The 25,562-nt window shown below is 37.1% G+C and carries 21 protein-coding genes, 1 pseudogene and 1 riboswitch; of the genes and pseudogenes, 13 read left to right on the top strand and 9 right to left on the bottom strand.

Annotation, left to right across the window (positions count from 1 at the left end; translation table 11 throughout):
• A pseudogene (locus ACFQZ1_RS18355) lies at positions 1–245 on the bottom strand (RNA-guided endonuclease InsQ/TnpB family protein); the annotation flags it as partial.
• A gap of 173 nt (positions 246–418) precedes the next feature.
• The gene (locus ACFQZ1_RS18350; RefSeq protein WP_377883632.1) at positions 419–2,359 is read right to left on the bottom strand and encodes an LTA synthase family protein; all 1,941 of its coding nucleotides are present in this window, start codon (positions 2,357–2,359) and stop codon (positions 419–421) included.
• 586 nt (positions 2,360–2,945) lie between these two features.
• Here ACFQZ1_RS18350 and ACFQZ1_RS18345 point away from each other — a divergent pair.
• The 3 genes from ACFQZ1_RS18345 (at position 2,946) to ACFQZ1_RS18335 (ending at position 5,468) form a co-directional block, all read left to right on the top strand.
• Complete coding sequence (locus tag ACFQZ1_RS18345) at positions 2,946–3,308, top strand: YkvA family protein (protein WP_377883658.1); 363 nt, start codon at positions 2,946–2,948, stop codon at positions 3,306–3,308.
• Between the two features lie 77 nt (positions 3,309–3,385).
• Positions 3,386–3,877: a metal-binding protein gene (locus ACFQZ1_RS18340; RefSeq protein WP_377883631.1), complete on the top strand. Its 492-nt coding sequence runs from the start codon at positions 3,386–3,388 to the stop codon at positions 3,875–3,877.
• A gap of 346 nt (positions 3,878–4,223) precedes the next feature.
• Positions 4,224–5,468, top strand: coding sequence for a serine hydrolase domain-containing protein (locus ACFQZ1_RS18335; RefSeq protein WP_377883630.1), 1,245 nt, complete (start codon positions 4,224–4,226; stop codon positions 5,466–5,468).
• Between the two features lie 830 nt (positions 5,469–6,298).
• Here ACFQZ1_RS18335 and ACFQZ1_RS18330 read toward each other — a convergent pair.
• The gene (locus ACFQZ1_RS18330; RefSeq protein ID WP_377883629.1) at positions 6,299–6,472 is read right to left on the bottom strand and encodes a hypothetical protein; all 174 of its coding nucleotides are present in this window, start codon (positions 6,470–6,472) and stop codon (positions 6,299–6,301) included.
• A 445-nt stretch (positions 6,473–6,917) separates the two neighbouring features.
• Positions 6,918–8,489 (bottom strand): alpha-amylase family glycosyl hydrolase, encoded by a 1,572-nt coding sequence (locus tag ACFQZ1_RS18325; RefSeq protein ID WP_377883628.1) that lies wholly within the window; start codon positions 8,487–8,489, stop codon positions 6,918–6,920.
• A 688-nt stretch (positions 8,490–9,177) separates the two neighbouring features.
• On the opposite strand from ACFQZ1_RS18325, the gene ACFQZ1_RS18320 reads away from it, so the two are divergent.
• From ACFQZ1_RS18320 to ACFQZ1_RS18285, 8 genes are all read left to right on the top strand, one after another.
• On the top strand, positions 9,178–9,399 hold the full coding sequence (locus ACFQZ1_RS18320; RefSeq protein ID WP_377883627.1) for a hypothetical protein: 222 nt from the start codon (positions 9,178–9,180) through the stop codon (positions 9,397–9,399).
• 225 nt (positions 9,400–9,624) lie between these two features.
• Complete coding sequence (locus ACFQZ1_RS18315) at positions 9,625–10,197, top strand: stage II sporulation protein M (protein WP_377883626.1); 573 nt, start codon at positions 9,625–9,627, stop codon at positions 10,195–10,197.
• Between the two features lie 12 nt (positions 10,198–10,209).
• Positions 10,210–10,707 (top strand): hypothetical protein, encoded by a 498-nt coding sequence (locus ACFQZ1_RS18310; RefSeq protein WP_377883625.1) that lies wholly within the window; start codon positions 10,210–10,212, stop codon positions 10,705–10,707.
• A 245-nt stretch (positions 10,708–10,952) separates the two neighbouring features.
• Entirely contained in the window at positions 10,953–11,693 is a 741-nt protein-coding gene (locus tag ACFQZ1_RS18305) for an ABC transporter ATP-binding protein (protein ID WP_377883624.1), read from the top strand.
• Positions 11,694–12,567: 874 nt separating this feature from the next.
• Positions 12,568–13,152, top strand: a complete 585-nt coding sequence (locus ACFQZ1_RS18300) for a hypothetical protein (protein WP_377883623.1) — start codon at positions 12,568–12,570, stop codon at positions 13,150–13,152.
• 4 nt (positions 13,153–13,156) lie between these two features.
• Entirely contained in the window at positions 13,157–13,543 is a 387-nt protein-coding gene (locus ACFQZ1_RS18295) for a PH domain-containing protein (protein ID WP_377883622.1), read from the top strand.
• Positions 13,544–13,688: 145 nt separating this feature from the next.
• On the top strand, positions 13,689–14,282 hold the full coding sequence (locus tag ACFQZ1_RS18290) for a YIP1 family protein (protein ID WP_377883621.1): 594 nt from the start codon (positions 13,689–13,691) through the stop codon (positions 14,280–14,282).
• 361 nt (positions 14,283–14,643) lie between these two features.
• Complete coding sequence (locus ACFQZ1_RS18285; RefSeq protein WP_377883620.1) at positions 14,644–16,305, top strand: lactate permease LctP family transporter; 1,662 nt, start codon at positions 14,644–14,646, stop codon at positions 16,303–16,305.
• A 53-nt stretch (positions 16,306–16,358) separates the two neighbouring features.
• Here ACFQZ1_RS18285 and ACFQZ1_RS18280 read toward each other — a convergent pair whose 3' ends face one another.
• Together ACFQZ1_RS18280 and ACFQZ1_RS18275 are read right to left on the bottom strand one after the other, a co-directional pair.
• Positions 16,359–17,045 (bottom strand): DUF2642 domain-containing protein, encoded by a 687-nt coding sequence (locus tag ACFQZ1_RS18280; RefSeq protein WP_377883619.1) that lies wholly within the window; start codon positions 17,043–17,045, stop codon positions 16,359–16,361.
• A 65-nt stretch (positions 17,046–17,110) separates the two neighbouring features.
• Positions 17,111–18,469, bottom strand: coding sequence for an arsenic transporter (locus ACFQZ1_RS18275; protein ID WP_377883657.1), 1,359 nt, complete (start codon positions 18,467–18,469; stop codon positions 17,111–17,113).
• Between the two features lie 204 nt (positions 18,470–18,673).
• Positions 18,674–18,789: riboswitch (TPP riboswitch) on the top strand.
• Positions 18,790–18,931: 142 nt separating this feature from the next.
• Here ACFQZ1_RS18275 and thiC point away from each other — a divergent pair.
• Together thiC and ACFQZ1_RS18265 are read left to right on the top strand one after the other, a co-directional pair.
• Positions 18,932–20,692 carry a phosphomethylpyrimidine synthase ThiC gene (gene thiC, locus ACFQZ1_RS18270; RefSeq protein WP_377883618.1) on the top strand — a complete coding sequence of 587 codons (1,761 nt, stop codon included), beginning with the start codon at positions 18,932–18,934 and terminating at the stop codon, positions 20,690–20,692.
• Between the two features lie 155 nt (positions 20,693–20,847).
• Positions 20,848–21,030: a hypothetical protein gene (locus ACFQZ1_RS18265; protein WP_377883617.1), complete on the top strand. Its 183-nt coding sequence runs from the start codon at positions 20,848–20,850 to the stop codon at positions 21,028–21,030.
• Between the two features lie 174 nt (positions 21,031–21,204).
• On the opposite strand, the gene ACFQZ1_RS18260 is transcribed toward ACFQZ1_RS18265, so the two are convergent.
• The 3 genes from ACFQZ1_RS18260 to ACFQZ1_RS18250 form a co-directional block, all read right to left on the bottom strand.
• Entirely contained in the window at positions 21,205–22,563 is a 1,359-nt protein-coding gene (locus ACFQZ1_RS18260) for an arsenic transporter (protein WP_377883616.1), read from the bottom strand.
• A gap of 420 nt (positions 22,564–22,983) precedes the next feature.
• Positions 22,984–24,003: a cytochrome d ubiquinol oxidase subunit II gene (locus ACFQZ1_RS18255; protein WP_377883615.1), complete on the bottom strand. Its 1,020-nt coding sequence runs from the start codon at positions 24,001–24,003 to the stop codon at positions 22,984–22,986.
• Positions 23,996–25,351, bottom strand: a complete 1,356-nt coding sequence (locus ACFQZ1_RS18250) for a cytochrome ubiquinol oxidase subunit I (protein ID WP_377883614.1) — start codon at positions 25,349–25,351, stop codon at positions 23,996–23,998. The genes ACFQZ1_RS18255 and ACFQZ1_RS18250 overlap by 8 nt, the downstream gene beginning before the upstream one ends.
• Positions 25,352–25,562: the final 211 nt, after the last annotated feature.

The following is a 25,562-nucleotide window of genomic DNA, read 5'->3' as shown; positions in this document are numbered from 1 at the left end:
CAAAGAAGTTGCGTATCATTCATCTTCCCTATGTTTTTAGAAATCGTATCCAAAACTTCTTTTTGTAAAGGTTGCAACTCCTTATCTTGTGTCAAACCTGTATACACTTGTCGTATATAAAAGTTTGTCGTGTTGTACATATTCTTAGCATTTTGGCAAGATTCTTGAAAATAAGAATACATACGATGCCCTTTTTTAATCCAAATCTGAAGAGTTTTATAATTTGTTTGATTTTTCATTGTCATTTTTCACCTCCTTGTTAAGGATATTACACCAAAACAAGAACGTATGTTTCTGTTATTTTTTGAACATAAAATATTTTTTTCGATTCACCTCACCACCTTCACGTACGTTTAGAGGTGGGAGTCCTCTCGAAAGGTATGATAGAAAAAGACGCTGAGTACTCAGCGTCTTTTTTCTATTTGTTTTCTTTATTAGTTTCTTTGTTGTTTTCTTTAATGGTTGTTTTAATTGTACCTGTTTTTACTTTGTTACCTTCATAGAAACGAAGTAAGTCACCTTGAATGATTTGATCTGACATGCGCAGCTCATTTTGTGCGCGTTCAACCATTGCTTGTGCTTCAGCTTTTGGTACTTCTGCAACTGCACCTGTCTTATTGTCATAGAATGTATTATTTGTATAAGTGTATTGATCTGTAACGAAGCTTCCATCACGTAATGCGACAAATGGTTTGCGCTCTGGTGCGAATAAATCATGACCAAAGTGAATGTCGTTCGTTGTATCAACGCCTAGTAAATGAAGGATTGTTGGTTTCACATCAATTTCTCCAGCAGGTGCTGTAATTGTTTTTCCTTCTTTTTGACCAGGAACGTGAACGAAGAATGGTGTACGTTGTAAGTTCATACGATCAAATTCTGTAATTTGGTCTTTTCCTAAGAATTGTGCCATTGCACGGTTATGGTTGTCAGAAATACCGTAGTGGTCACCATAGAATACAATAACAGAGTTATCGTAAAGTCCCGCTGCTTTTAAATCTTCAACAAAGTGTTTTAACGCTTCATCTAAATAACGAGCTGTTACGACGTAACGGTCAAATACACCGTCACCAGAGTTATATGGCTCAATTAATTTTGTTGATTCATCATAGTCAAATGGATAGTGGTTTGTTAACGTAAGGAAACGCGTATAGAACGGTTGCTTAATATCTTTTAACATATCCACTGATTGATTAAAGTACTCAATATCTTTTAAACCCCAACCTAGTTTTGTTTCAGGGGTGATCTTGTAATCTAATTCATTAAAGTAACGATCGTAGCCAAGTGCTGGGTATACCATGTTACGGTTCCAGAATGTTGCGTTGTTTGCATGGAATACAGCTGTGTAATAGCCTTGTTCATGCAAGATTTCTGGTGTTGCAACAAATTCATTGTTACCATGCGTAAAGAATACGGCACCGCGATCTAATGGATATAAAGAGTTATCTACAAGAAACTCTGCATCAGATGTTTTACCTTGACCTGTTTGGTGATAGAAGTTTTCAAAGTAATAGCTTTCTTTCGCAAACTGATTTAAGAATGGTGTCACTTCTTGTCCGTTTACTTTCGCACCAATTAAGAATTGCTGCATGGACTCAAGAGATACAACAATTACGTTTTTCCCTTTTGCTGCGCCGAACATATTTGGATCCGGCTTTTCTTGCATTGTTTTTACATAGTTCTCTGCTTCTTGCAGTTTACTGCCATCTGCAAATGCTTTTTGTGAACTGGATTTTGCTTGTAAGCCAAGGTCGTACACTTGGTGTGCGTATATACCTAGGTTTTTGACAAGCATTACGCGGTCAAATGAGCGTGTTAATAATTCAGGACGCTCTGCTTCTGCAAGTCCTAAGTTTGCAAAGAAAATAGCAATTGTTGATACGAAATATAGTGATCGCATTGGACGTGAAATACGCTCTGTTTTTGCATATTCTTTCTTTTTCTTTAAAAGGATTGCAAAGAAGATAATATCGGCAAAAGCGACAACAATTTTGTAATTAAGGAGCTCTTTCACACTAGATCCAAGACTACCAAAGTTTGATGTTTGTCCAAGTACGGGTAATGTTACGAAGTCGTTGTAGAAGCCGTAGAACATTACGTTACCAACAAGAACAATGGTAAGAATAAAATCAATTCCAAGTGCAATATAGTTTCGTTTCTTTCCTTTTGCAAATAATGCAAGACCCACTAGAAATAATGATGATGCTAATGGGCTAATAAATAAAATGAATTCTTGCATAAAAGATTCTAGTTTTAAGTCAAAGCTAGTACGTGTGATAATGTACGTTTTTAGCCACACGCTAATGGCAATAAATAACGTAAATCTCACGTTTTGAAATTGTAATTTCAAAGATTCCTTCATCCATTTTCACCCTTTCTCTATCAGGCTTGGTCGATTTTTGAGAGGAACATGCTAAAATAAAAAATACATAGTTTTCTTTGCCATGGATAGAGTTTTTATTTATACATCTATATATGACTTGAACTATGCATACCCTTTTGTTTTCCTGCCATTTTGTATTGTTCCATAAGAACAAAGCCATTTTGTATTATACAACAAAATTTGGTTATTAGGAACACACTAGCAACTTACATATTTTGTATTTTTTCTTCATAGCTGACAGTGAAAACTTTAACATTGGTTTATATGCTCGTCAACCAAAAAATATAACAAACATGTGAAAGGGTACGTAGAAACGAGAGCTTTTTATAGTAAGAAAAATTTAAAAAACGATACCGAACAATTGTTCTTTTTTAGCTTGTTTGTTATAATGAGAGTGCATGATAAGTAACGTTGCCAAGCCAGAACCTACATTATATTGTATGTATGTGAAGTTTGCTTATGTTGTAAATAAATTCGGCATAATAGAAATAAAGTGAAACTTCTATTAGGGGGTCTTACTGCCCGCGAATAGCGGGATAAAAGAATAACGAGGGGAGCTTTCATGATGAAGGAGAAATTTTCAGTCGAAGCGTTTTGGAATAAAGTAAAACATGCAGCGATTAAAGCGGGACATTCAGTCATTTATGCCAGTTTGTTATTGTTTTATGTGTTGCAGAAACCAGATGTTCCAAAACGAGTGAAGCTTACGATTATTGGTGCCCTTGCGTATTTTATTGCACCGATTGATGCAATTCCGGATTTTGTACCTGGGCTCGGTTATACAGATGACTTAGGCGCATTAACAGCTGCGCTCATACAAACTGCTATGTATGTAGATGAAGAAGTGAAAGAACAAGCGCGTACAAAGCTGGGAGAATGGTTTGGTTCTGATGTGGATACGTCACTTATTGATCAAAAATTAGATTAATGTAGTGAGACGTCTATTGGTGTTTTTTCCATTAATGGGCAGTCGAACGAGTTAGGATTGAACGGAAGGAATTACATATGCCATCAGGAAAAACACACACGAAGATAAACTTAGTTTCTCTTCCCATTGTATTATTTATGCTCGGTTCTTACGGGTTAACGAATTTTGATTTTCTTCTTACGTTTACGATTGGATTTATTGTTGGGACGTACTTTTTAACACCGGATCTGGATATCCATAGTTCTGCTTACCGAAAATGGGGGTTATTTCGCATCTTTTGGTATCCATATCAAGTTGTAATGCCGCATCGGTCACCGCTTACGCACACAATTATTATTGGTGATTTAATTCGTCTTCTCTATATGTTGCTCGTTTTCTCACCGTTTTTATATGTTTTAAATAAAACAGTGCTAGAGGGAAAACTCATAGAGATCGCAAAGGCGCATAAAGTGGCAATTATTATGTTTGTAATGGGCGTGATTGCTGCTAGTGCATTACACATTATCGCGGATGTCGTGAATACAAGGCGTAAAAAAATGATGCGTCGCAAACGAAGAAAAAGAAGATGAAAAAAGTACTCGCAGCGTGCGAGTACTTTTTTTGTAGGAGTACTGTCAGCAAAATGCGGATTTACAACGCTAAGCCCATTTCCAAGACGATTCCCCAAATTTTAATAACGCTAAGGTCCTACAAGAAGCTTCAGGTCCTAAGAGGAGTAGATTTCGAGTGTTTTAAAATTTTAAATCTTATTCATCGAACAGTCGTACCTTTATGTATAAAATTCAATGAATAGTTATATTTATATCCAAAAGGATATAGATTAGATAGAGTGACAAAGGGCTTTCAAGCATGAATAGCAAAAGAGAATTTGTAGAACAAATAGAGTTGATAAAAAAGTAAAGGGAGGGAAACCAAATGAAAAAGATTACAACGGGACAAAGCAACAGCGGCTTCTCCGAAACAGGGCTGCACAAAATGCGCGACGTGCTGGCACGACATGTCGATTCCGGGAAGATTCCTGGGGTCGTCGCTTTAGTCAGCCGGAACGGTGAGACGCATGTCGAAGCGATGGGCACGATGCGCCATGATGGTGGAGCGCCGATGCGCCGAAACACGATCTTTCGGATGGCCTCGACGTCCAAGCCGCTTGCGATTGCGGCGGCAATGATCCTGCTCGACGAGTGTAGGCTGCGGCTGGATGACCTGGTAGAGACGTGGTTACCGGAACTCGCCGATCGGCGGGTGCTGAAGCGGATCGACGGCCCGCTGGACGATACCGTGCCAGCGCGGCGTCCGATCACCGTACGGGATCTGCTGACTTCCACGTTCGGGCTTGGCATGGATATTACGTCGCTGGGCACTCCGATCATGAACGCGATCTTCGAGAAGGGGCTCACGCCCGATCTACCGGTGCCGATGCCCGAGCCGGATGAGTGGATGCGCCGCCTTGGCGAGCTTCCACTGATGCACCAGCCCGGAGAGCGATGGCAATACCACATTAGCAACGATTTACTCGGCGTGCTCGTCTCCAGGGTCACGGGCCAGTCGTTTGAGACGTTCCTGCGCGAACGCATCTTCGCCCCCCTAGGCATGAAGGACACCGGTTTCCACGTGCCCGCCAACAAGATCGACCGGTTGCCGACCCTCTACGCCCCCGACTCGCAGACCGGAGAGTTCATTGTGTGGGACGAGGCCAAGGGGGGACGGTGGAGCCAGCCTCCAGCGTTCCAGGGCGGCGGTGGTGGGCTGGTCTCCACCGTCGACGACTACAACGCGTATTTACGGATGCTGCTGAATCACGGGATGCACGAAAGCGAACGGATCCTGTCCCGGCACGCCGTCCAGCTAATGACCACCAACCGCCTCACACCCGAGCAACAAGCAGCCCGAGACGCCTTGGCCAAAAACAACGTCCATGTGTCGTTCGGCCAAGGGCAGCACGGCGGCTGGGGCTTCGGGATGGCGGTGCGCACCTACCGCGGCGACTATGCGTCCATCGGCCAGTTCGGCTGGGACGGTGGAAGCGGCACCACGGCGTACGCCGACCCGGACAACCAACTCACCGGAATCCTACTTACCCAGGTCGGGCTTTCAGTCCCAAATTCGGCACGGCTTATCCACGACTTCTGGACCATGGTCTACCAGGCAATCGAAGACTGACACCGAGCACGCGGTTCGTCGTTCGTTTAAAAAAGGGCCGGTGAATTTCATCGACCTTATTGGGGTAGAACCAGGACGTGACGCGGAGTTGGTTGGACGGAGTGGAAGCGGGCAGGGGCATGGCCGCAAGTCCTTGGAGAGTCTATTCAAAGCTTGCAATCACGGATGCCCAGCAGGGATATAACGAGGTCATCAATAAATAATTCCACATTTAATTACATCTACATTGCGAGTAGTGTCAACTTCGCTGATATTACCCCATGTAGTATGATTTTTGATCGTATTCAATGTAAATAACGATATAAAAACAACCTATATTCTAACTTTGTTTACTTATTGTATTTAGTAAATAATTATAGTTTTCAACGTAAACAACGATAGGACTTAACTTGGAGGGGTGGGTATGATAGGGTGGTTTGCCTACAGAAACAACTGCTTCAGCCTTTTAAGACAATCATGCCCACAGAGGTTCCAAGTCAAATCCTTAAACGCTTATCTATGGTTACATGTAAACATAGATAAAGGATGCACCATATCGGTGTTTTGAAACGGATACTACATATAAGAGCATGTTAGCTTAATAAGCCAAATTAAAAAATCGGTTCCTAAACATAAAAGGAATCGATTTTTTTCTATGCTGTAATTTGCTTAAAGTTGTAAATCCGCATTTTCCTGACGCTACCCTTTATATAAAAGATAGAGATTTTCCTATATCCCGTCAAAACAGTCGGTAAGAAGTTAGGCAAGGAAGAGGGACAAACCGTCTGTAAGGGCCCGATTGTTTCAACTAACCTTCTGGGAAAAAAACGCCCCCAGAAGGAAGTTTCACTTTATCTAGCTGTTACATCTTTAACTGCTTCAGAAACACGATCAACTGTTGCTTTTCCAGCATTTTCAACAGCATCAACTGCATTTTGTACTGCATCGCTTGCCGCTTCAATCCCGCGTTTTGTGTTATTACGCCCTGCATCAATGGCAGATTGAGTTCGATTTTGCTCAGTCATTTGTTATCCCTCCTGAATTTGTTTTTCGACCTTAGTATAAGAAAATGTCATTTTACTATTCATATATTAGAGAAATTTCCAATACTCCGAGTTATATAAGCAAAAAATTATGTCAGAACAAGTTCATCATTTATCCCGCTATTTTTGGGCAGTAAGACCCCCACCTCAAGATTGAGAGGGAGCGAAGAAGATAGGTGGGAGATAACTGCCCGTAAAAGCCCGATTGTTTCAACTAACCTTCTGGGGAAAAACGCTCCCAGAAGGAAGTTTCACTTTATAATAATAATTTTTAACCATTAAAAAACGCCATCCTTTTCATCATTCTACAAAAAGGATAGCGTATTTCTCGTATAGGGATTTACTTTCTTTTAGAAAGACTCAGCCTAAACTTTGATGTTGATGTATATGCCAAAAAGCATGAATAGTATTTCACATTTTTACGCTGTTACTTTACTAGCACTGTCGTATTCGCTGGAATTACTAATGTTGATTTTTCTTTTTTTGCTCCTAATTCACTAGAAAAAATCAGTTTTCCTTTGTTTGAAACAGTTAATGTAACCGGCTTGTCTGAGATATTATGATACACTTGAATTGATTTATTTTTATACGTACGATTATAGGCAATAACCTGTGAGTTATTGACAGAAATAGATTCTAAATTACCTTTGACAAGTTCATCGTGTTGCTCACGAACACGAATCATTTTACGATAATGGTTTAGAAGAGAATCTTTTTGTTTATCTTCTGCCTCAACTGAAACGCCATTATGACCAATGTTATATACTGGAGTCTCCCAGCTCGTTTGCCCTTTTTGATCATCTTCATACCAACGGAATGGCTCACGAACCAACTCATCTGGTTTTTGGCCTGTCATGCCGATTTCTTCACCGTAATAAATGAACGGATTACCAGGGAGTGTTAACAGAATAGATGCTGCTGATTTTGCTTTGTTCACATCACCATTTAATTCACTCATTACACGATTTTGGTCATGATTCGTTAAAAACGTTCCATCAATTTTATTTGGATTATATGTTTTATATAACTCATCCGTTGCAACAGCTGCTGTGGCTACCCCTTGGTCGGTGCCACTTTTAACGGAATTAACGATTTTAGATGCTAAGTCGAAGTTAAATGTAGAATCTAACGACTGATAATACGGAGCGACTACTTCTGGTTGATCCCATACTTCACCAACTAGATACGTATTGGGATTCGTTTCTCTCATCGCGTCGCGGAATTCATTCCACCATTCAATATTTTTCTTTGCTCCTTCAGGTGTTTGCCCTTTAAAGATGTGCATAGCTGCATCTAGACGAAAACCATCAGCTCCTTGTTTGAGCCAAAATTTCCCGATTTTAATCATTTCTTCTCGTACTTTAGGATTGTCATAGTTTAAGTCAGGCATCCCTTCCCAGAACGTTGCGTAGAAATACTCCCCGTTCGACGCTTTGTGCCATACTTGTTGACCCCATGGACCTTTTTCATTTAAGTTTGTATTTTTATCAGCCCAAATATAGTAATCTCGATATTTACTGTTTTTATTTTTTAATGCATCGACAAACCAAGGATGTTCACTGCTTGTATGATTGATAACAAGATCCATTACTACCTTTACATTGCGTTTATGTGCTTCTGTTGTTAGTTCACGGAAATCTTGTAAACTTCCATACTGAGGATCGACATTATAATAATCTGTTACATCATATTTGTGATAACTAGGAGATGTGTTAATAGGCATCATCCAGATACCATTTATTTGAAGATCATTATTTGTTTTTGGATTTCCATCATTTAAATAATCAAGTTTCTTTGTGACGCCTTTTAAATCACCGTGTCCATTGTTATTAGTATCATAAAAAGAATTAACATACAGTTCATAAAAAACACCGTCTTTATTTCCTGTTTGCGCCTTTTGTCCCTTATTATTATGTAATGTTTCTGCCTGTATGTTTGATGATAAACTCATAACTAACGGTAAAGATAGTGCTAACGCAGTCCATTTTTTCCTCTTCATATTTCTATCTCCTTTTTATTTGCAATCGCTTGCATATAATGATTTAAAATAATTTGAACTATTGCATCTAAAATATATTATAAATCTTAATAAATTTAATGGATTTGTATTAAAGCAACCGATTGCATAATTTTTAATAACATGAAAAATATAACATTTATTGAAAGCGATTTCAATAATCTAAAACTTAAAATTATTTGAACGTTTAAGGAATATAGAATTGGGAGAAATTCTACATTCCTTAAAATAAATTGATATAACAAAGGTATTTTATCCTGCAATTCGCGGGTAGTAAGACCCCATCTCAAGAGTAGAGAGAAACGAAGAAGATAGGAGGAGGAAGAAAATCGCCACTGAAGGAAGTTTCACTTTATCCCGCCCAAACAGCCGGTAAGAAGTTAGGCAAGGAAGAGAGACAAACCGTCTGTAAGGGTCCGATTGGTCGGGCTTTCTATTAGTGGGGATGAAGAAACCCCCACTGATAGAAGTTTCACTTTATGTAAAAGGATCATCCAGGAAAAGTGAAAAATTTACAAAAAATCGCAAAAAAACTTGAGAAAACAAAATTTTCTGATTATTTTGTTGATTCATGCTTTAATTGTGATATTGTATTATGCGTGAGTAACAATTAGGAAAAAATACAAAAAAATACAAAAAAATACATTTATATTTTTGGGGAGGAACAATCATGCAATTAGCGAAATGGGTAGCAGGTAAACTTAAAGATAAGTTAAATTCAATGGGGTATAATAAGTTTGTTTCCTGGTTATCAGGTTATGTTGGGGGTAAAGTAGCGGGTAAAATTGCTCAGATCTTAGTTAGTTCTGGAGTTACAGCTTTAGCAACTTACTTAGCATCTGAAGGTTCTATCTTAGGCGCACTTGCTGGCTTCTTAACTGGATGGCTATAATATATTTATAATTTTAAAGTATTGGTAATTTGAGATATACATAAATTTCTCGAATTAATAATTAAAAAATCCTGATTCTTACTTCACCGATTTGTCTATGAATCGTTTATTCATAGACAAATTGTAATATTATGGTTAAAAAATGCACAATTATAAACTAGTATTTGTGCAAGAGAATTACCAGCTAATAGGATTTATATATCATCTTTTCACAAGGAGTTTAATATGAATTTATTTCAAATTGAATATAGTAATCTCTTATACTTTTTAAGAAGAGGGAACAGAAAATATTTGATCACGACTATCATCATTTTTCTTATTGTATTCTATATCAGTTATATTGCTTTCACGGATATATTGAATACTGAGGGGAATGGTGGTGGCGGAGGTTCAGAATATAAGGATTTCACAGTAAATAGTTTTCTGGATTTCTTTATTAACAACGCTAAGGTATTTGTACTTATGTCCGTGGGATTTGGGGTGATAACATTCATATCCTTAGTATATCAGGCGTACAGTCTAGGAATGCTTTATTCTGTTTGGCTTCACGAGGGCTTAAGCTTTAAAACTTTTGCCTTGTTAACGATACCTCATGGTATTTTTGAAATTCCGGCATTATTTATTGCCGGTTCAATAGGATTTAGGAGTCTAACGTTGATTATTCAGTATTTAAAAAGAAAGGAATTGAATTATCAAAAAGAGTTTGAACAAATTGTTTATAATTTAATTTTAGTGATTTTTTTGACGTTTCTAGCAGCAATTGTGGAATTTTATGTAACTCAAGGAATCGCTCAATAAAGAGGTGGATGTATGAACTTTATATATAAACTTAATGAAAGAGATTTAAAGATTAGTAGGGCTGCCACATACTTTTTACTTTTGTCTTTAATTGGAGCGTTTGTTAATTTAAAGGCCTTTTCTGTGGATAAATCCAATAATTTCATAGTCACTTATATAGTATCAGTACTGTTGCTTTTAACAATTTTAGCATCTAAATGGTTTTTAGAAGGTTTGGTTATAAAGGGTGTACTTTGGTTTTCAGGGGGAAAGTTAGAGTATAGACAAATTCTTAATATATTAGTAAATAATCAAATTGTATTAATTATTTGTACACTAATTTTACTCATGATCTCCATGTTTGATAATCAAATAATTTTGGGTCAATCCGGTAAAATTGTGAAAATTATTATGCAGATGGTATATATGCTTTCAATTTTCAAGTCCATTTCACATGTAAATCATAATTTAAATAAATATAAATTATTAATTCCTTTAATGCTAATGGTTTGTCTTAACATCTTTCTCTAATGTAAAAGTAGCATATTTCCAATTTTTTGATTATTATGGAGTTAGTCTGTTAGTTTTAACATTCAGATAACTAAAAGTTCTATTAGATTCTTTGCGGTTTCTATGGGTTCTTAAGTGGATTGTAATTTTCAATTTCGCCGTTTAACTTTGGGTGACTGCTTCATTTTTATCTACGTTATGGCACCTTTAAGTCGTACGAGAAATATTTGTTGCTAATATATTACAGGGAAGGATGCATAAAATAAATGAACCAAGTTATTCTAGAAATTAACAATATATCAAAAAGTTTTGATGATTTTAAAGTCTTACATTCTGTATCTTTTAAAGTGGAAAAAGGAAAATGCTTTGGGGTTTTAGGACCGAACGGTGCCGGTAAAACAACATTATTTTCTATTATTTCTGGTGTAATGGATAAGACTGAAGGAGAGATATATGTAGGAGCGGAAAGGGTATCTCATGAAGCACAATTACAACAAAGTAAGATAGGTATTCTTTTCAATGATATAGGTATATATGAAAAGTTGACGGCCTACGAGTTTTTGAAATTTATAGGAGTTATGTATGATTTGCCTAAAGAAAAGTTAGAAGAACGGATTACATATATATGCAACCCTTTGCAGTTGGATATAACGAATAAGAACTTAATTGAGAAGTACTCTACAGGAATGAAAAAGAAGATTGCTTTTGCAGCAGCAATCCTTAACTCACCTGATTTGTTACTTTTAGATGAGCCATTTGAATCTGTAGATGCAATTGTCACACATAATATTAAAGAACTAATACGAGCGTATTTAGATGAAGGTGGAACAGTAATTATAGCAAGTCATATACTTCAAATTATTGAGGAGATATGTGAGGAGTTTATTATTATAAATAAAGGAAATGTGGTTCTTCAATCTAATATCAATGAACTGAAGGGAAATAATTTAGAACAATATTTTGTAGATATTATTAACAATCAAGAGGATAAACATAATGTTTTATAAATACTACTAATAATCCAGGGGAATAGTAATGAGAAAATTAGTTGAAGTTGCTAAATTATATTATAACGTGAATATAAGGTATGAAATTGAGAACGGTGAAACACTAAAATTAATTATACGTTGCTTGTTCCTTCTATTATTTATAGTAGGACTTGCCATGATATCTTTAATGGCAAACTTATCGTGGATAGATGGAGAACAATTGTATTTTTACATTCTTCTCTTTATTTTCAGTATTTCACAATATATAAGTCATTTAGTGAAGAGTGAGTTCAATTATTTCTATATCAGAAGATTTCCATTTAAATTTTATGAGGCTCTTGCTTCGAGGTTATTATATAGAAATTTGGATTTACTTGTCATAAGTTGCAATTTTATAGGATTAATCATCCTTTGTTTAAAGTTTAAATTGACATTTCCTTTGATATTAAATTATTTCTTGTATGTTGTGATTATTCAGATCTTAACTGAAATATTGAATGTAGTAGGAACTAAGCTATATGTAAACAAACAACTATATTACTTTGTTATAAGCTTTATACTCGTTCTACTCATTGTCTCTACCTACTTCAATTTATTTTTACCTACTTATTTAATATATTCTTTAATTCATCCTAGTTTTATAAACACATTGCTTTTATTTGGAATAGTAATTTTATCTGTCTGTATATACAAAGTGGTATATACGGTAGATTTTCGATTAAAACCGGCTAAAGGAATTACAACAAATATCTCCTTTATTTTTGAATTCTTGGTTAATAAGTTTTCCTTTATTGACCACCAGTTTAGGTACTTAATAGCTAAAGACTTGATTCTTATGTTAAGGACAAAAAAGCATGTTTTTATTTATTGCTTCCTCTTATGTATAACATTTATGTCAAAAGATGTCGGTGTGGAAAGTTCTGTTTTTTACAATCTGCTTATAGCATTTCCTGTTCAAATTTGTATTAATAGCTTTTCGCTTGATAATAAAGGTGTTATCTCTATCTTCCAAACGAATGTTGATAGAAAGAAAGTTATTATGTCAAAAAATGTGGTAAGTGGTTTTTTAATTCTAGTCTTGTATATTCTGTTTTCTGTCATATTTATATTAATGGGGAGAGCAACCATTATTAATACGAGTAAATTATTCTTATTTGTAGTTCCTGCGTTATTAATATTGTTACCTTTATCAAACTATCTTTCTGTTACATTCCCTCTTAAGGAATCTAACGCTGGAGTTACATTTGGGGCATTCAATATAAAAAGTATTCTTATTTACAGTGTAGTATCTATACTCGTTTTAACGGTATTTACTGTGTTAACTTATTTTTATAAGAACAAGATTTTTATATATGTTCTAATAGCATCTACAGGATTTGGATATCTTTTTTATATGTATTCCTTAGAAAAGATAGTTAAAAAATTGAATATAACAGAAAAACAATTCATTACTAAACTATTATTTACAAGGGGATGAGAAAGTGGCAAATTTCGAAAGTGTTATAGCAAAAAATTTATCCAGCGGGGAAGAGTTAATGGGGGTTTTTTCTGGCAAGACAGCTCCAACAAGTGTGTTTTGGAAGATTTTCAATGAGGCTTCTTGGCTTACTTCCTCAAATATGCCAATCGTGTTAGGGGTAACAAATCAGAGATTATTAATATATAAACTTCATCTAAATTCTGATATTGATTTGAAGGAAAAGGTTGATTTAAGGGAGATTACTTCCTGTGTGGAAGATAACGGAATCTTAAATGGAGGTATTCTTGTTCATCTGCGTAATGATAAAAAATACAAATTTGTATTTAAAAAAGAACGCGTAGAACAAGTATGTTCCACTATTAATTCATTGCGTGCAAATAAACTATAGAATGAAGAAGGCCTTGCAGTACTTTACATACAGTAGTAAAGTACTGCAAAAAATTTTGAGGGAGAGTAAAGCTCTTCCTGCTATTAACTCTTTACCTCTAATCAAAAGGGAATTATAACTACGTCTTATCGTTTAGGGTGAAATCATGAAAGAACGAAATTTTTTCTTTAAAGTAGGTTATTTATTCTTTAAACCAATAAAGTTCCTAAAGTTAGACCTTAATCTTCAAATAACAATATCTATTATGGTTTTAGGGATTCTAACCGTATTTAATTCGCTTGCAGCATTTTACTTAGAAAAACCAAGCACCAATGCTAATGATTTTGCTTCCAAACTTGCGGTCAACCCAGTATTCGGAGCAGCTACTGATGTACTATTGGCATTTATCAGCCTTTTGGTCACTTCTTTTATATATTATTTAGCGTTGAAATACATATTTAAGATAGGTATAGAATATAAGCAATCTACATTGTTAATTGCTTTGATTTCCATTCCTTCTATCATAAAAAATATTTGGGATAATATTTATAAAATGTATACAGGAAACTCGATGAATTATAATTATCAAGGTACATTTATTCATCAAGCTTCCGTATATGTGAATATATTTGTTTTATGGGAGGCAATACTGTTTTTTCTCTTCTTAAAATACTACATGCATCAATCCAATAAAAAGTCTGCTATATTAACAATTATATTCGTGACAATTCCAATCATAATACACATAGTAGTGTTATAGGTTCTAGTGCAAAATATAGATTACAAACATATAATGGATCAATTTTATTTTTGGACAGACTGCTTTCCTTGGTAGGTTTGTCCTTTTTCATTGTGTGTATGTGGAGTAACGGGATTAATGATTTGAGTAGAAACTTGTAATCATATCACATTTTGTGAAAGAGTGAACAAATAAAATGTGAAAAAAATTCGAAAATAGGATTGTAAATACAGGAAAATATGATAAAGTAAAACTATCAAATATTTATGAAAACGTTTTCTGCAAACGTTTTATTTTTTAGACCTAAAGGTCTGATGACCTGCTTGTCTAATTATAGGATTATAGGTGTATGAAAAAGGGACATTAGAAGGGAAGGGAAACGATGAGCACATGGACACAAGTTTATGATCCGCTAGGTAACATTTGGCTTTCGGCAGCAGTTGCAATGATTCCAATTATATTTTTCTTCTTAGCACTAACAGTTTTTCGTATGAAAGGCTATGTTGCAGGACTTATTACAGTAGTATTAACAGTTATAATTGCACTTTTTGTTTATAAAATGCCATTTACGATGGCGATGGCAGCAACGGGTTATGGTTTTGCTTATGGATTATGGCCAATTGCATGGATTATCATTATGTCAGTATTTTTGTACAAAATCTCAGTAAAAACAGGACAGTTCGATGTTATTCGTGCATCTGTTCTTTCTATTACAAATGATCATCGTCTACTTGTCATTTTAATTGGCTTCTCATTCGGTGCGTTTTTAGAGGGAGCAGCAGGGTTTGGAGCACCGGTAGCAATTACTGCAGCGCTTCTTGCAGGACTTGGTTTAAACCCATTATACGCAGCGGGACTTTGCTTAATTGCAAACACAGCGCCGGTAGCATTCGGAGCTATGGGTATTCCAATTTTAGTAGCTGGTCAAGTAACAGGTATTGATCCTCATAAAGTAGGACAAATGGCTGGGCATCAATTACCGCTTCTATCGTTATTTGTTCCATTCTTTATTGTATTCTTAATGGATGGATTAAAAGGCATAAAACAAACGTGGCCTGCATTATTCGTAGCAGGTGGTGCATTCGGGATTACGCAGTTTATTACAGCGACATATCTTGGACCTGAACTCCCAGATATTACATCGGCGTTAGTGAGCTTAGTAAGTTTAGCGTTATTCTTAAAAGTATGGCAGCCAAAAGAAATTTATCGTTCTGGAGAAGGACAAGTAGAGGCAGCAGCAACAGCAACGGCTGGTTCTACAACGAATTTAACAGTAGGAAAAGTTTTGAAAGCATGGTCACCTTTTATCATCTTAACGATAATGGTTGTAATTTGGAGCCAAAAATTCTTTAAAGACCTATTTGTTCCAGGCGGTGCGCTTGAAAACTTAGTATTTAAATTTAAAGTTCCAGGTCTGCATAATTTAGTAATGAAGGCAGAGCCAATTGTTAATAAACCAACACCATATGAAGCTATATTAAAGCTTGATATTTTATCGGCAACAGGAACAGCGATTTTGATTGCATGTATCATTACAATGTTTGTTTTGAAAATGAGTCCAAAACAAGCAGCGGTCACATTTAAAGAAACGTTACAAGAGTTGAAAATGCCAATTCTATCAATTGGTTTAGTACTTGGTTTTGCATTTATCGCAAATTACTCAGGACTTTCATCAACATTGGCATTAGCATTAGCAGGGACTGGGAAATTCTTCCCATTCTTCTCACCATTCCTTGGATGGCTCGGGGTATTCTTAACGGGATCAGATACATCTGCAAACGCATTATTCTCAAATCTACAAGCAATTACAGCGCATCAAGTAGGCGTGAAGGAAGTATTGCTTGTTGCGGCGAATACAACGGGCGGTGTAACTGGTAAAATGATTTCGCCGCAGTCCATTGCAATTGCATGTGCGGCAGTTGGACTCTCCGGAAAAGAATCTGACTTATTCCGTTTCACAGTGAAACATAGTTTATTCTTCGTAACAATCGTTGGTATTATCACATATATTCAAGCTTATTATTTAACTTGGATGATTCCTTAATAGAAAAAGGGGTGTCTCTTATGATGAGATACCTCTTTTTGTTATTTTTGATTTTAGGATGGAAGATGTACGGTTTTAACGTGATGCAAATTAAAATGAAAACGCTGATTACGTGCTGTAATGAGTTCAATTTGGTTGTCAGTTACTTCAGCTAATTTGCCAATTTTATAATTCTGTATGCCTAAATCAAGTAAAATGATATGTTGTTTTAGTTTTTTCATTTGTTCAGAAAATGTACGTGCAAGTGTAATCTTTGAAGCTGGCAATAAGAGTCTTTCATTTTCTAGCCCGTAAGGCGTTTCTGCCTCCTTATACGGAACGATATATTTCACGTGATGAAATGGGATGTATAGCATTCGATATACAGGTGAGAGGAAGACAAAATAGTCATTCATAATATGGGTAACATATCCATATAAGAAGTGTTCATGTGATAGCGCAAGTTCAATAAATTGTCCTTTTGCCACTTGCAATGTTTTTCGAAGTGAAATAGTGGATTCACTTGATATGATGTCTTGCGGTAGTAAAGATTCTGGAATTGTTAGGTTATCAAATAATGAGGAATCGATGCTTGGGGTTAAATGTTGAATGTGTAAACTAGAGATATACATGTATTTTTCTCCATCATACAATACAATAATATCTGAGCCTTTATCAATCAAAATTCCTTCAAATGGAATAATTTCCCTAGATAGTGTCACTTCTATGGGCTGATTAATATATTTTTGTAAATGAAGCATAATAATCACCTTTCTCGTAATTACATAATCTCCTCCTTCTAACATAGTGGAAGGAGGGAGATGTTTTAAGGCGCGAAGATTAATTTAACCCAGTAATATAAACATAGTAGTGTAAAAATGACGGTTGGCGGAATGACAAGAAATGTAGTTTTTATATAGGTATCCCAGCCAATATTTACTTTTCCTTTTTTCACAATATACATCCACATTAAGCTTGCTAATGTACCAATCGGGAGTAATAGTGAGCCTATATCACTACCGATGATGTTTGCAAGATAAATGGTTTTCAATGTAATAGGATCTAGTCCCATCTGGGTGAGTTCAATTGTGCCAATCATTAAGGCAGGATGGTTATTAAAAAGATTAGAAAGGATAGAGACTAAGCCGCCCATAACAAAAGTGGCATGAAATAAACTACCAGTGATGAGTGGTTGAAATGTAGCTATGAGTAGTTTGGTTAAACCGATGTTATTAAGTCCATACACAATCACGTACATAGAAAATGCGAAAATTAACACGTACCAAGGGGTTTTTTTAATCATATCATAAGGTGAGATGCGCAGTTTGTACCATCTCCACCCGAGTAAAATAACGGAGCCGGTGACTGCTACAATGGCGATAGAAAACTGAAAGAAAGATGCTATAAATAAGCTGAGGCGAACGCATAAAACAAATAATAGAATGCCAAGCATAAACCTTGTTCGCTTACGATTTTCATCAATTGCGGGACGTGGTTGCAGTGGATGAAAGGGTTTTTTAACGAAATTTTCATCTAAGTATGTCGATAAGACCGGGAGTTTTTGAGGAATTTTCTTTCGAAAAACAATGAGTAATAAAAATGACATAAAGAGGAGGCCTAACGTAGCGGGAACAAACATCATGGCTGTGTGCATGTATAAGTCCATATCAATAATTCTCAAGGCGATTAAATTCACAATATTGCTTACACCAATCGGCGCACTTGATGCAGTAGCGATGAGTGCACCACTTAGTAAGTAAGGTATTTTTTGATCATGTGTGAGTCGTAAATGATGTAACAAAAGCAGTAAAATGGGAGTTGTAATTAAGATGCTACCATCGTTATTGAAGAATAATGTCATGAGAAAACAAAGAAGATTTGTATACCAAAAGAGGCGAATACCAGAGCTTTTTGCTTTTTTAGCAAGTTGAACGGCGCACCAATAAAAAAAGCCGAAACTCTCTAATACGATTGCCATAACAATGGTAGCCATAATTGTTATGGCGGCGCCAATAATTTTTGAGCTAATATCACCCAAGTCGGTAAGAGAAACTGTACCGCTTAAAATGACAATCACTGCACCAACTGTTGCTGGAATTGCTTCATTCATCCCTTTGGGACGCCAAAAGATGATGAGCGTGGTTCCGAGAAAAGCGAGTATGGTTATTGTAGATTGTAGGTTTATCAACTCTTTCACCCCTGTTCTTATAGTGAAAAGTTTGCATAAGACATACGTCCTGCACTGGCTTATATACTATATGTATGAAGTGCGTATTCGGCTTGTACTGAGTGAAATACCCATTTTTTGAATAAGGAAAAGAAATGATATAAATACCTTTGCATTTTTTTAACAATGATGTATGATAAGAACGTAGTAAAAACTTAATCAGTGATAAACTAGGGGTGCCCAAGAGAGTTGGGCTGAGAGAGAAGTACATTGAAACTTCTTAACCCTTTGGACCTGATCTGGTTCGTACCAGCGGAGGGAAGTTAACGGCTTTACATAACAATGCCTTATGTTGCCAGGTCCTATTCTTTATTATGGACCTGGCTTTTTTATTTGAGCATACGTTGGCCGCTAGTTCTCGTCCTGAGCTAAAGAAAAGCGGAGGTTACTTCGCTAAGACACAGGGGAGGAAACACATTTATGAAACAATCTGTTTCAGCTGAGCAAATTGAGTTGAAGTCAAGTTTACCAGGAAGCCAGAAGGTATATGTAGAAGGTACGCGTGAAGATATGAAAGTACCGATGCGCGAGATTGCGCAAAGCGATACAAACGGTGTAGCAAATCCATCTATTCGTGTGTATGATACGAGTGGTCCTTATACGGATCCTGATTACACAGTGGAATTAGAAAAGGGGATTCCAACGCCGCGCCGCTGCTGGATTGTGGAACGCGGAGATGTAGAAGAGTACGAAGGCCGTGAAGTGAAACCGGAAGATGATGGTGTGAAAGTAGCAGCTACACATACGCCTGTATTCCCGCAAATGGGACGTAAGCCGCTTCGCGCAAAAGCTGGGGAAAATGTTACACAAATGCATTATGCGCGTAAAGGAATTATCACAGCAGAGATGGAATATGTGGCGATTCGTGAAGGCGTGGAACCAGAATTTGTACGTAAGGAAATTGCTGAAGGTCGTGCCATTTTACCGGCAAACATTAATCACCCGGAAGCAGAACCAATGATTATCGGACGTAACTTTCATGTGAAAGTAAATGCGAATATCGGGAACTCAGCGGTATCATCGTCGATTGCAGAAGAAGTAGAGAAGATGACATGGGCAACGCGCTGGGGTGCAGATACAATTATGGACCTTTCTACTGGGAAAAACATTCATACGACACGTGAATGGATTATTCGTAATGCGCCTGTACCAGTTGGAACAGTACCGATTTACCAAGCGCTTGAGAAAGTAAACGGGATCGCGGAAGATTTAACGTGGGAAGTATACCGTGATACGCTAATTGAACAAGCGGAGCAAGGAGTAGATTACTTTACAATTCATGCTGGTGTACTGCTTCGTTACATTCCGCTTACAGCAAAGCGTGTAACGGGAATTGTATCACGCGGCGGTTCGATTATGGCTCAGTGGTGTTTATATCACCATCAAGAAAACTTCTTATATACACATTTTGAAGAGATTTGTGAAATTATGAAGAAGTACGATGTTTCCTTCTCCCTTGGAGATGGATTACGCCCTGGCTCAATTGCGGATGCAAACGACGAAGCTCAATTTTCTGAGCTGGAAACATTAGGAGAACTTACGCAAATTGCTTGGAAGCATGATGTGCAAGTGATGATTGAAGGCCCAGGACATGTACCGATGCATTTAATTAAAGAGAATATGGATAAAGAACTCGACATTTGTCATGGTGCACCGTTCTATACGCTCGGACCATTAACGACAGACATTGCACCGGGTTACGACCATATTACTTCTGCGATTGGAGCAGCGATGATTGGCTGGTTCGGTACAGCAATGCTTTGCTATGTAACACCAAAAGAACATCTTGGCTTACCAAACAAAGATGATGTTCGTGAAGGTGTTATTACGTACAAAATTGCCGCGCATGCTGCTGACCTTGCAAAAGGCCATAAAACAGCACATCAGCGTGATGACGCTCTTTCTAAAGCGCGTTTTGAATTCCGCTGGCGTGATCAATTTAATTTATCGTTAGATCCTGAGCGTGCAATGGAATATCACGATGAAACATTACCAGCAGAAGGAGCAAAGACAGCGCATTTCTGCTCAATGTGTGGTCCGAAGTTTTGCAGTATGAGAATTTCGCATGATATTCGTGAGTATGCAAAGGATAATGATTTAGAAACAACAGAAGCAATCTCAAAAGGTATGAAAGAAAAAGCAGAAGAGTTTAAAGAAACAGGCAGTCAATTATATCGATAATTAGAAAGTATCTTTTTGAACACCTCTTAATCTATGATCATGTGTACCCTAACCTAATATAGATAATGGTCCCCCTGCTGCGCGAGAGCAGGGGGATTTTGTTATTCCGTCAAGAATACTCTACATGAAAAGTAAGACGAATCGGAAGGAGAAAAATGAAGCAGAAAATTGTTTCTGCTACTGCATTTATATTACAGATTCTTTTTGTCGTTACATGTATTTTGTTATTGTCACCAAATTATGAGAAACAAATGGATATTATCATAACAGCTGTTGGCACGTTGTTTCTTGTGCTTGGTAGTTTTGGGCTTTCTGTATATTCATTTGCGAAGAAGTGATATTCGAAATTACCGTTTTTCTTTATCATTACATCATATATGTTGCTGGCTTATTTCATATTGGCTTGTATTGAAATTCCACCTTATCTCTATCACCGATTTGTGGAGCGTTAGTATGTATAGAAATAGGAACCTTCCGTATATATTTTGGAGGGTCCCTATCGGCTGTTGGATTTAATGGGCGAAGACGAGTTGCACCCAGTAGTATAGGAGGAAGAGTGTTACGATTGTTGTGAGTGGAATGACAATCAAGGAGACACTCAAGTAATCTTTCCATTTTACTTTGATTTTATTTTGTTTCAAAATATACATCCAAATAAGGGAAGCAAGTGTACCAATTGGTAGTAATAATGATCCCATATCGCTACCAATGATGTTTGCGAGGTAGATCGTTTTGAGGGTAATAGGATCTAATCCCATTTCTGTTAAAGTAATGGTTCCAATCATTAAGGCCGGATGGTTGTTAAAGAAGTTTGATAGAAGTGAAACGAGTCCGCCCATCATAAAGCTTGCATGTAATAAACTTTGATTTACGATTGGCTCACATACTTGTACAAGCCAAGCTGTTAATCCAGCATTATGAAGTCCGTAAATAATGACGTACATGGAAAAAGCAAATATGAGAATGTGCCACGGTGTCTTTTTTAATATATCGACTGGATTTGTTCGTAAATAATACCATCTCCATACGAGTAGAACGAGGGAGCCAATTACGGCAACAATTTCAATTGGAATTGCAAAGAATGAGGCAACGAAAAGAAGACAACGCATAAGGAAGACAAACAGTAACACTTTTAACATAAATTTTGTGCGTTTGCTTTTCGTATCAACGGAATCTTTCCCTTTTAATGGGTGAAAGTGTTTTGTGAAAAAGACTTCTTCAATGTCATAAGCGGATGATGGTAGTTTTTCCGGTAATTTCTTTTTCACAACTAGATACATGAGCCATGACATAAAGAGAAGTCCTAACGTTGCAGGTACGAACATCATTGCTGTATGCATATAGAGTGTCATATGAACGATATTTAATGCGATTAAATTTACAATATTACTAACACCAATTGGAGCACTAGAAGCAGTTGCAATTAATGCACCGCTTAATAAATATGGAATTTGTTGCTGCGGTTTTAATTGAAGGTTTTTCAAAAGTAAAATCAAAATAGGTGTGGTAATTAAAATGCTACCGTCGTTATTAAATAATAGCGTCATGAGAAAGCAGAGTAATTGAATGTACCAATATAGACGGTGCCCGGAGCCTTTTGCTAAGTTCGCAAGCCGAGCTGCTGCCCAGTGGAAGAAACCGAAACTCTCTAATACAATTGCCATAACGATTGTCGCAATGATGGTGATAGAGGCGCCGCCAATTTTACTGATAATATCGGCAATGTTGCCGCGTGATACCAGCCCGGTAAAAATGATAATACTGGCTCCGATTGCAGCTGGCCATGCCTCGTTTATTCCTCTTGGCCGCCAAAATATAACAATCATGGTGATGAAAAAAACTAAAAGTGTAATCCAAATTTGAATACCCATAGATAGCCTGCCCTTCTTGATTCTTGAGTTTGAACAAGAATATTTCGACTTGTCCAAGACCTTATATGTAATCATATTCATATTCTTAAAAGAAGGTATGGGGTATTACACTAACTATTGTAAATATGTGCTTTTGGTGTTTTGAGGAAAAGGCATAGTATATAGGGGATTCTAAACGAAAATAGGCACATATCCAGCATGTGCCTACTAGGTATTTATAATAGAAAAGTCTTTATATACATCTACCTAGCTTTCTTTTTATAGATAGATGCGGATAAAAATATGCGGTTTATTTCGTAGTAGATGATGTTTGACTAATAATTTTTTTATCGGTATGGATATTTGTCATGCTATCTGTAAGAGTCCGATTGGTTCAACTCATCCTCAACGAAAAACCCGTTCGTTGAGGGAAGTTTCACTTTACTTCAAAAAACTTCTATCTTTCAAGAATAAGTTCCAGAAGAAGATGAATCCTGGTAATAGTATTGCGATACCGATTGCATAGAGAATGAGCAGTGCATAAAACGTTTCTTTCGTTGTAAAACTTGTGAACACAGTCACTTCTGGATAAATAATGTATGGAAGGTGTGCAACGCCGTAAGCGTAGCTTGCAAACCCATATTGGGCAACGACAGAAAGAACAGCAATGCGCGGCCAACCGAGTGTTTCATATTTTTGGTTTGTCCACCAAAGGGAGGAATAGCCAATGATAAAAAAGATAATCGAGACTGTAAACCATTTAAACTGTTTAATTAATCCTTCCATGAGCCAATGTGTTTCAGGTTCCATTACTACAAGTGCGATGATGGCGGTGACAAGCGTTGCAGGACCGAGCACGATGGCGTTTCTCCGGTAGACACGATATGTATCTTCGGAGCCCTGTTCTCTAGCAAAGTCAGCGAGAAAGAGTGCTGATAAAAAGAGCTCGGATGTTAAACCAAAGAGCATGTACCAGTATACGACTGGACTTGATAATAATTTTCCATATAATAATGTTTCTTTGCCGCCAGCAGTGGTAATGAAGGCTCCTTCTGTTACAGGAAGTACTGTAATTAAGAGAGCTGGAATCAATAGGCCCGTAATGCCTGAAATAACGCGCATTATATACTGGTACTTTGGCAAGGAATAAGCAAACACCATAAAAGTACTACGAATTGTAACGAGTATGAGAATTAAGGTAACGGGTAAAAACATTGCGGTTGCGAGTGTAAATGCAGCTTTTGGAAAGAAGCCGAGAAACGCGACAACGACAAAAACTAGAAATGTATTCGTAACTTCCCATGTTGGGGACAAATAGCGATTCGCAAGTTTTCCGGCAAGTGTTGGATGCTTTGCATACATCATCCCCCAAAAGCCGGCTCCAAAATCAATTGAGCCTAAAATACTATATACAAAGACGACAGCCCAGAGAATGATAATAGCAATGCTTGCTTCAGGCATGTGAGTCCCCCCCGTTCGGTTGTAAGTCTTGCTTCAATGGATGGCGCCTAAAGAATGTTCGTAATACGAAGACGGTTAAGATGCCAAGTGCAATGTAAAGTACGACAAATACGACAAATAATGGCCCAACAAAGTCGGCGCGCGTTGCAGCCTCAGTTGTGCGTTGAAAACCGTAAATCGTCCAAGGTTGCCGTCCGCTGCAGCTGAAAATCCAGCCGCATTCAATGCCAAGAAGCATAATCGGACCGCCCGCAGCGATTGCCCCCAGCATCCATTTTGGCAATTTCCCGCCTTTTTTTCGGTAAATGAAGTACCAATATCCAAGTGAAATTGCAGCGACGGCGAATGAAAATGTAGCTGCCCCAACCATTAAGTCAAAGAATAAATGGGTGTAAAAAGGAGGCCATGTTTCTGGTGGAAATTCATTTAATCCTTTTACAACCGTATTTGGAGAAAACCCAACTAACATACTTAACATGTTTGGAAATTCAATGGCGTATTTTAATTCGTTTGTTGCTGGGTCGAGAACGCCTCCAACGGCTAGTGGTGCATGTGACTGTGTATGAAACAATGCTTCGGCTGCTGCCAATTTCTCTGGTGAGTGCTCATGAAGTCCAATCGCAGATTCATGTCCAGAGACCCACATAATCGCGCCTGTAATGAATGTGACCATAAGACCTAAGTATAATCCTTTTTTATGATAAGCAATCTCCCGTGCACTTTTATTTCGTTTTAACAATTTAAAGCCAGCGATAGAAGCAATGACAGCAGCTCCTGTTGCATAAGCGGTAATGACAACATGAACGGAGCTCGTGAAAAAGCTTGGATTAAAAAAGGCTTTCCAAGGATTGACGTTATAGACAGAGCCGTCCGGTGCCATTGAAAATCCGGCAGGTGTATTCATCCACGTATTTGCTGATGTAATAAGTACAGCGGATGCAGTTGCGCCGAGCATAACAAAAAAAAGCGATATCAACCGCATGAATGGTGGCAGCTTGTCTGCAGCATAGACGTAAATGGACATGAACAATGCTTCTAGGAAGAAGGCGAAAATTTCAATTTGAAATGGGACGGAAATGACTTGTCCAACAATTTTCGCAAAGCCAGGCCAAAGTAAGGAAATTTGGACGCCCACAATTGTTCCTGTTGGAATGGCGACACCAAGAAGAATCGCAAATGCTTTCGTCCATCTTTTTGCCATCACAGAGTAATCGGCATCCTTCTTCCAGTTATATAACACTTCACTTATAAAAATCATTAAGGAAAGTCCGATTCCCAGGGTCGCAAAAATAATATGGAAGGCTAACGATGATCCAAAGAAAGCGCGTGATAGTGTAACAGTATCCATGTTTCGACTCCTCTTCTTTTTTGCCATTATTTTCTTACTGATATGGAAATTTTATTCAATAAAATGCCAAAAAATATATATGTATTTTAAGAGAGATTATGATATTATAATGTTGAAATCTTCGGAAAATAAAAAACTTTATTTTAGAATTGTACTTTGAGGAAAAATATCTTATAATGCTTTATGCGAACGCAGGTTCTGTTTTGCGAGA

It is taken from the genome of Bacillus sp. CGMCC 1.60114 (assembly GCF_042676365.1).
GTDB lineage: Bacteria > Bacillota > Bacilli > Bacillales > Bacillaceae_G > Bacillus_A > Bacillus_A rhizoplanae_A.
This window is presented reverse-complemented; position numbering and strand designations above follow the sequence as displayed.

Bases quoted from the DNA above. Each gene is read 5' to 3' on its own strand.
- ACFQZ1_RS18280 (WP_377883619.1), bottom strand. From the start codon at position 17,045: ATGCTTCATTTACAAAAATATATTAATCAGCCCATAGAAGTGACACTA.
- ACFQZ1_RS18310 (WP_377883625.1), top strand. From the start codon at position 10,210: ATGAACTTTATATATAAACTTAATGAAAGAGATTTAAAGATTAGTAGG.
- ACFQZ1_RS18255 (WP_377883615.1), bottom strand. From the start codon at position 24,003: ATGCCTGAAGCAAGCATTGCTATTATCATTCTCTGGGCTGTCGTCTTT.
- ACFQZ1_RS18305 (WP_377883624.1), top strand. From the start codon at position 10,953: ATGAACCAAGTTATTCTAGAAATTAACAATATATCAAAAAGTTTTGAT.
- ACFQZ1_RS18345 (WP_377883658.1), top strand. From the start codon at position 2,946: ATGAAGGAGAAATTTTCAGTCGAAGCGTTTTGGAATAAAGTAAAACAT.
- ACFQZ1_RS18350 (WP_377883632.1), bottom strand. From the start codon at position 2,359: ATGAAGGAATCTTTGAAATTACAATTTCAAAACGTGAGATTTACGTTA.
- ACFQZ1_RS18320 (WP_377883627.1), top strand. From the start codon at position 9,178: ATGCAATTAGCGAAATGGGTAGCAGGTAAACTTAAAGATAAGTTAAAT.
- ACFQZ1_RS18290 (WP_377883621.1), top strand. From the start codon at position 13,689: ATGAAAGAACGAAATTTTTTCTTTAAAGTAGGTTATTTATTCTTTAAA.
- ACFQZ1_RS18315 (WP_377883626.1), top strand. From the start codon at position 9,625: ATGAATTTATTTCAAATTGAATATAGTAATCTCTTATACTTTTTAAGA.
- ACFQZ1_RS18330 (WP_377883629.1), bottom strand. From the start codon at position 6,472: ATGACTGAGCAAAATCGAACTCAATCTGCCATTGATGCAGGGCGTAAT.
- ACFQZ1_RS18340 (WP_377883631.1), top strand. From the start codon at position 3,386: ATGCCATCAGGAAAAACACACACGAAGATAAACTTAGTTTCTCTTCCC.
- ACFQZ1_RS18285 (WP_377883620.1), top strand. From the start codon at position 14,644: ATGAGCACATGGACACAAGTTTATGATCCGCTAGGTAACATTTGGCTT.
- ACFQZ1_RS18250 (WP_377883614.1), bottom strand. From the start codon at position 25,351: ATGGATACTGTTACACTATCACGCGCTTTCTTTGGATCATCGTTAGCC.
- ACFQZ1_RS18335 (WP_377883630.1), top strand. From the start codon at position 4,224: ATGAAAAAGATTACAACGGGACAAAGCAACAGCGGCTTCTCCGAAACA.
- ACFQZ1_RS18260 (WP_377883616.1), bottom strand. From the start codon at position 22,563: ATGGGTATTCAAATTTGGATTACACTTTTAGTTTTTTTCATCACCATG.
- ACFQZ1_RS18265 (WP_377883617.1), top strand. From the start codon at position 20,848: ATGAAGCAGAAAATTGTTTCTGCTACTGCATTTATATTACAGATTCTT.
- thiC (WP_377883618.1), top strand. From the start codon at position 18,932: ATGAAACAATCTGTTTCAGCTGAGCAAATTGAGTTGAAGTCAAGTTTA.
- ACFQZ1_RS18300 (WP_377883623.1), top strand. From the start codon at position 12,568: ATGTCAAAAGATGTCGGTGTGGAAAGTTCTGTTTTTTACAATCTGCTT.
- ACFQZ1_RS18325 (WP_377883628.1), bottom strand. From the start codon at position 8,489: ATGAAGAGGAAAAAATGGACTGCGTTAGCACTATCTTTACCGTTAGTT.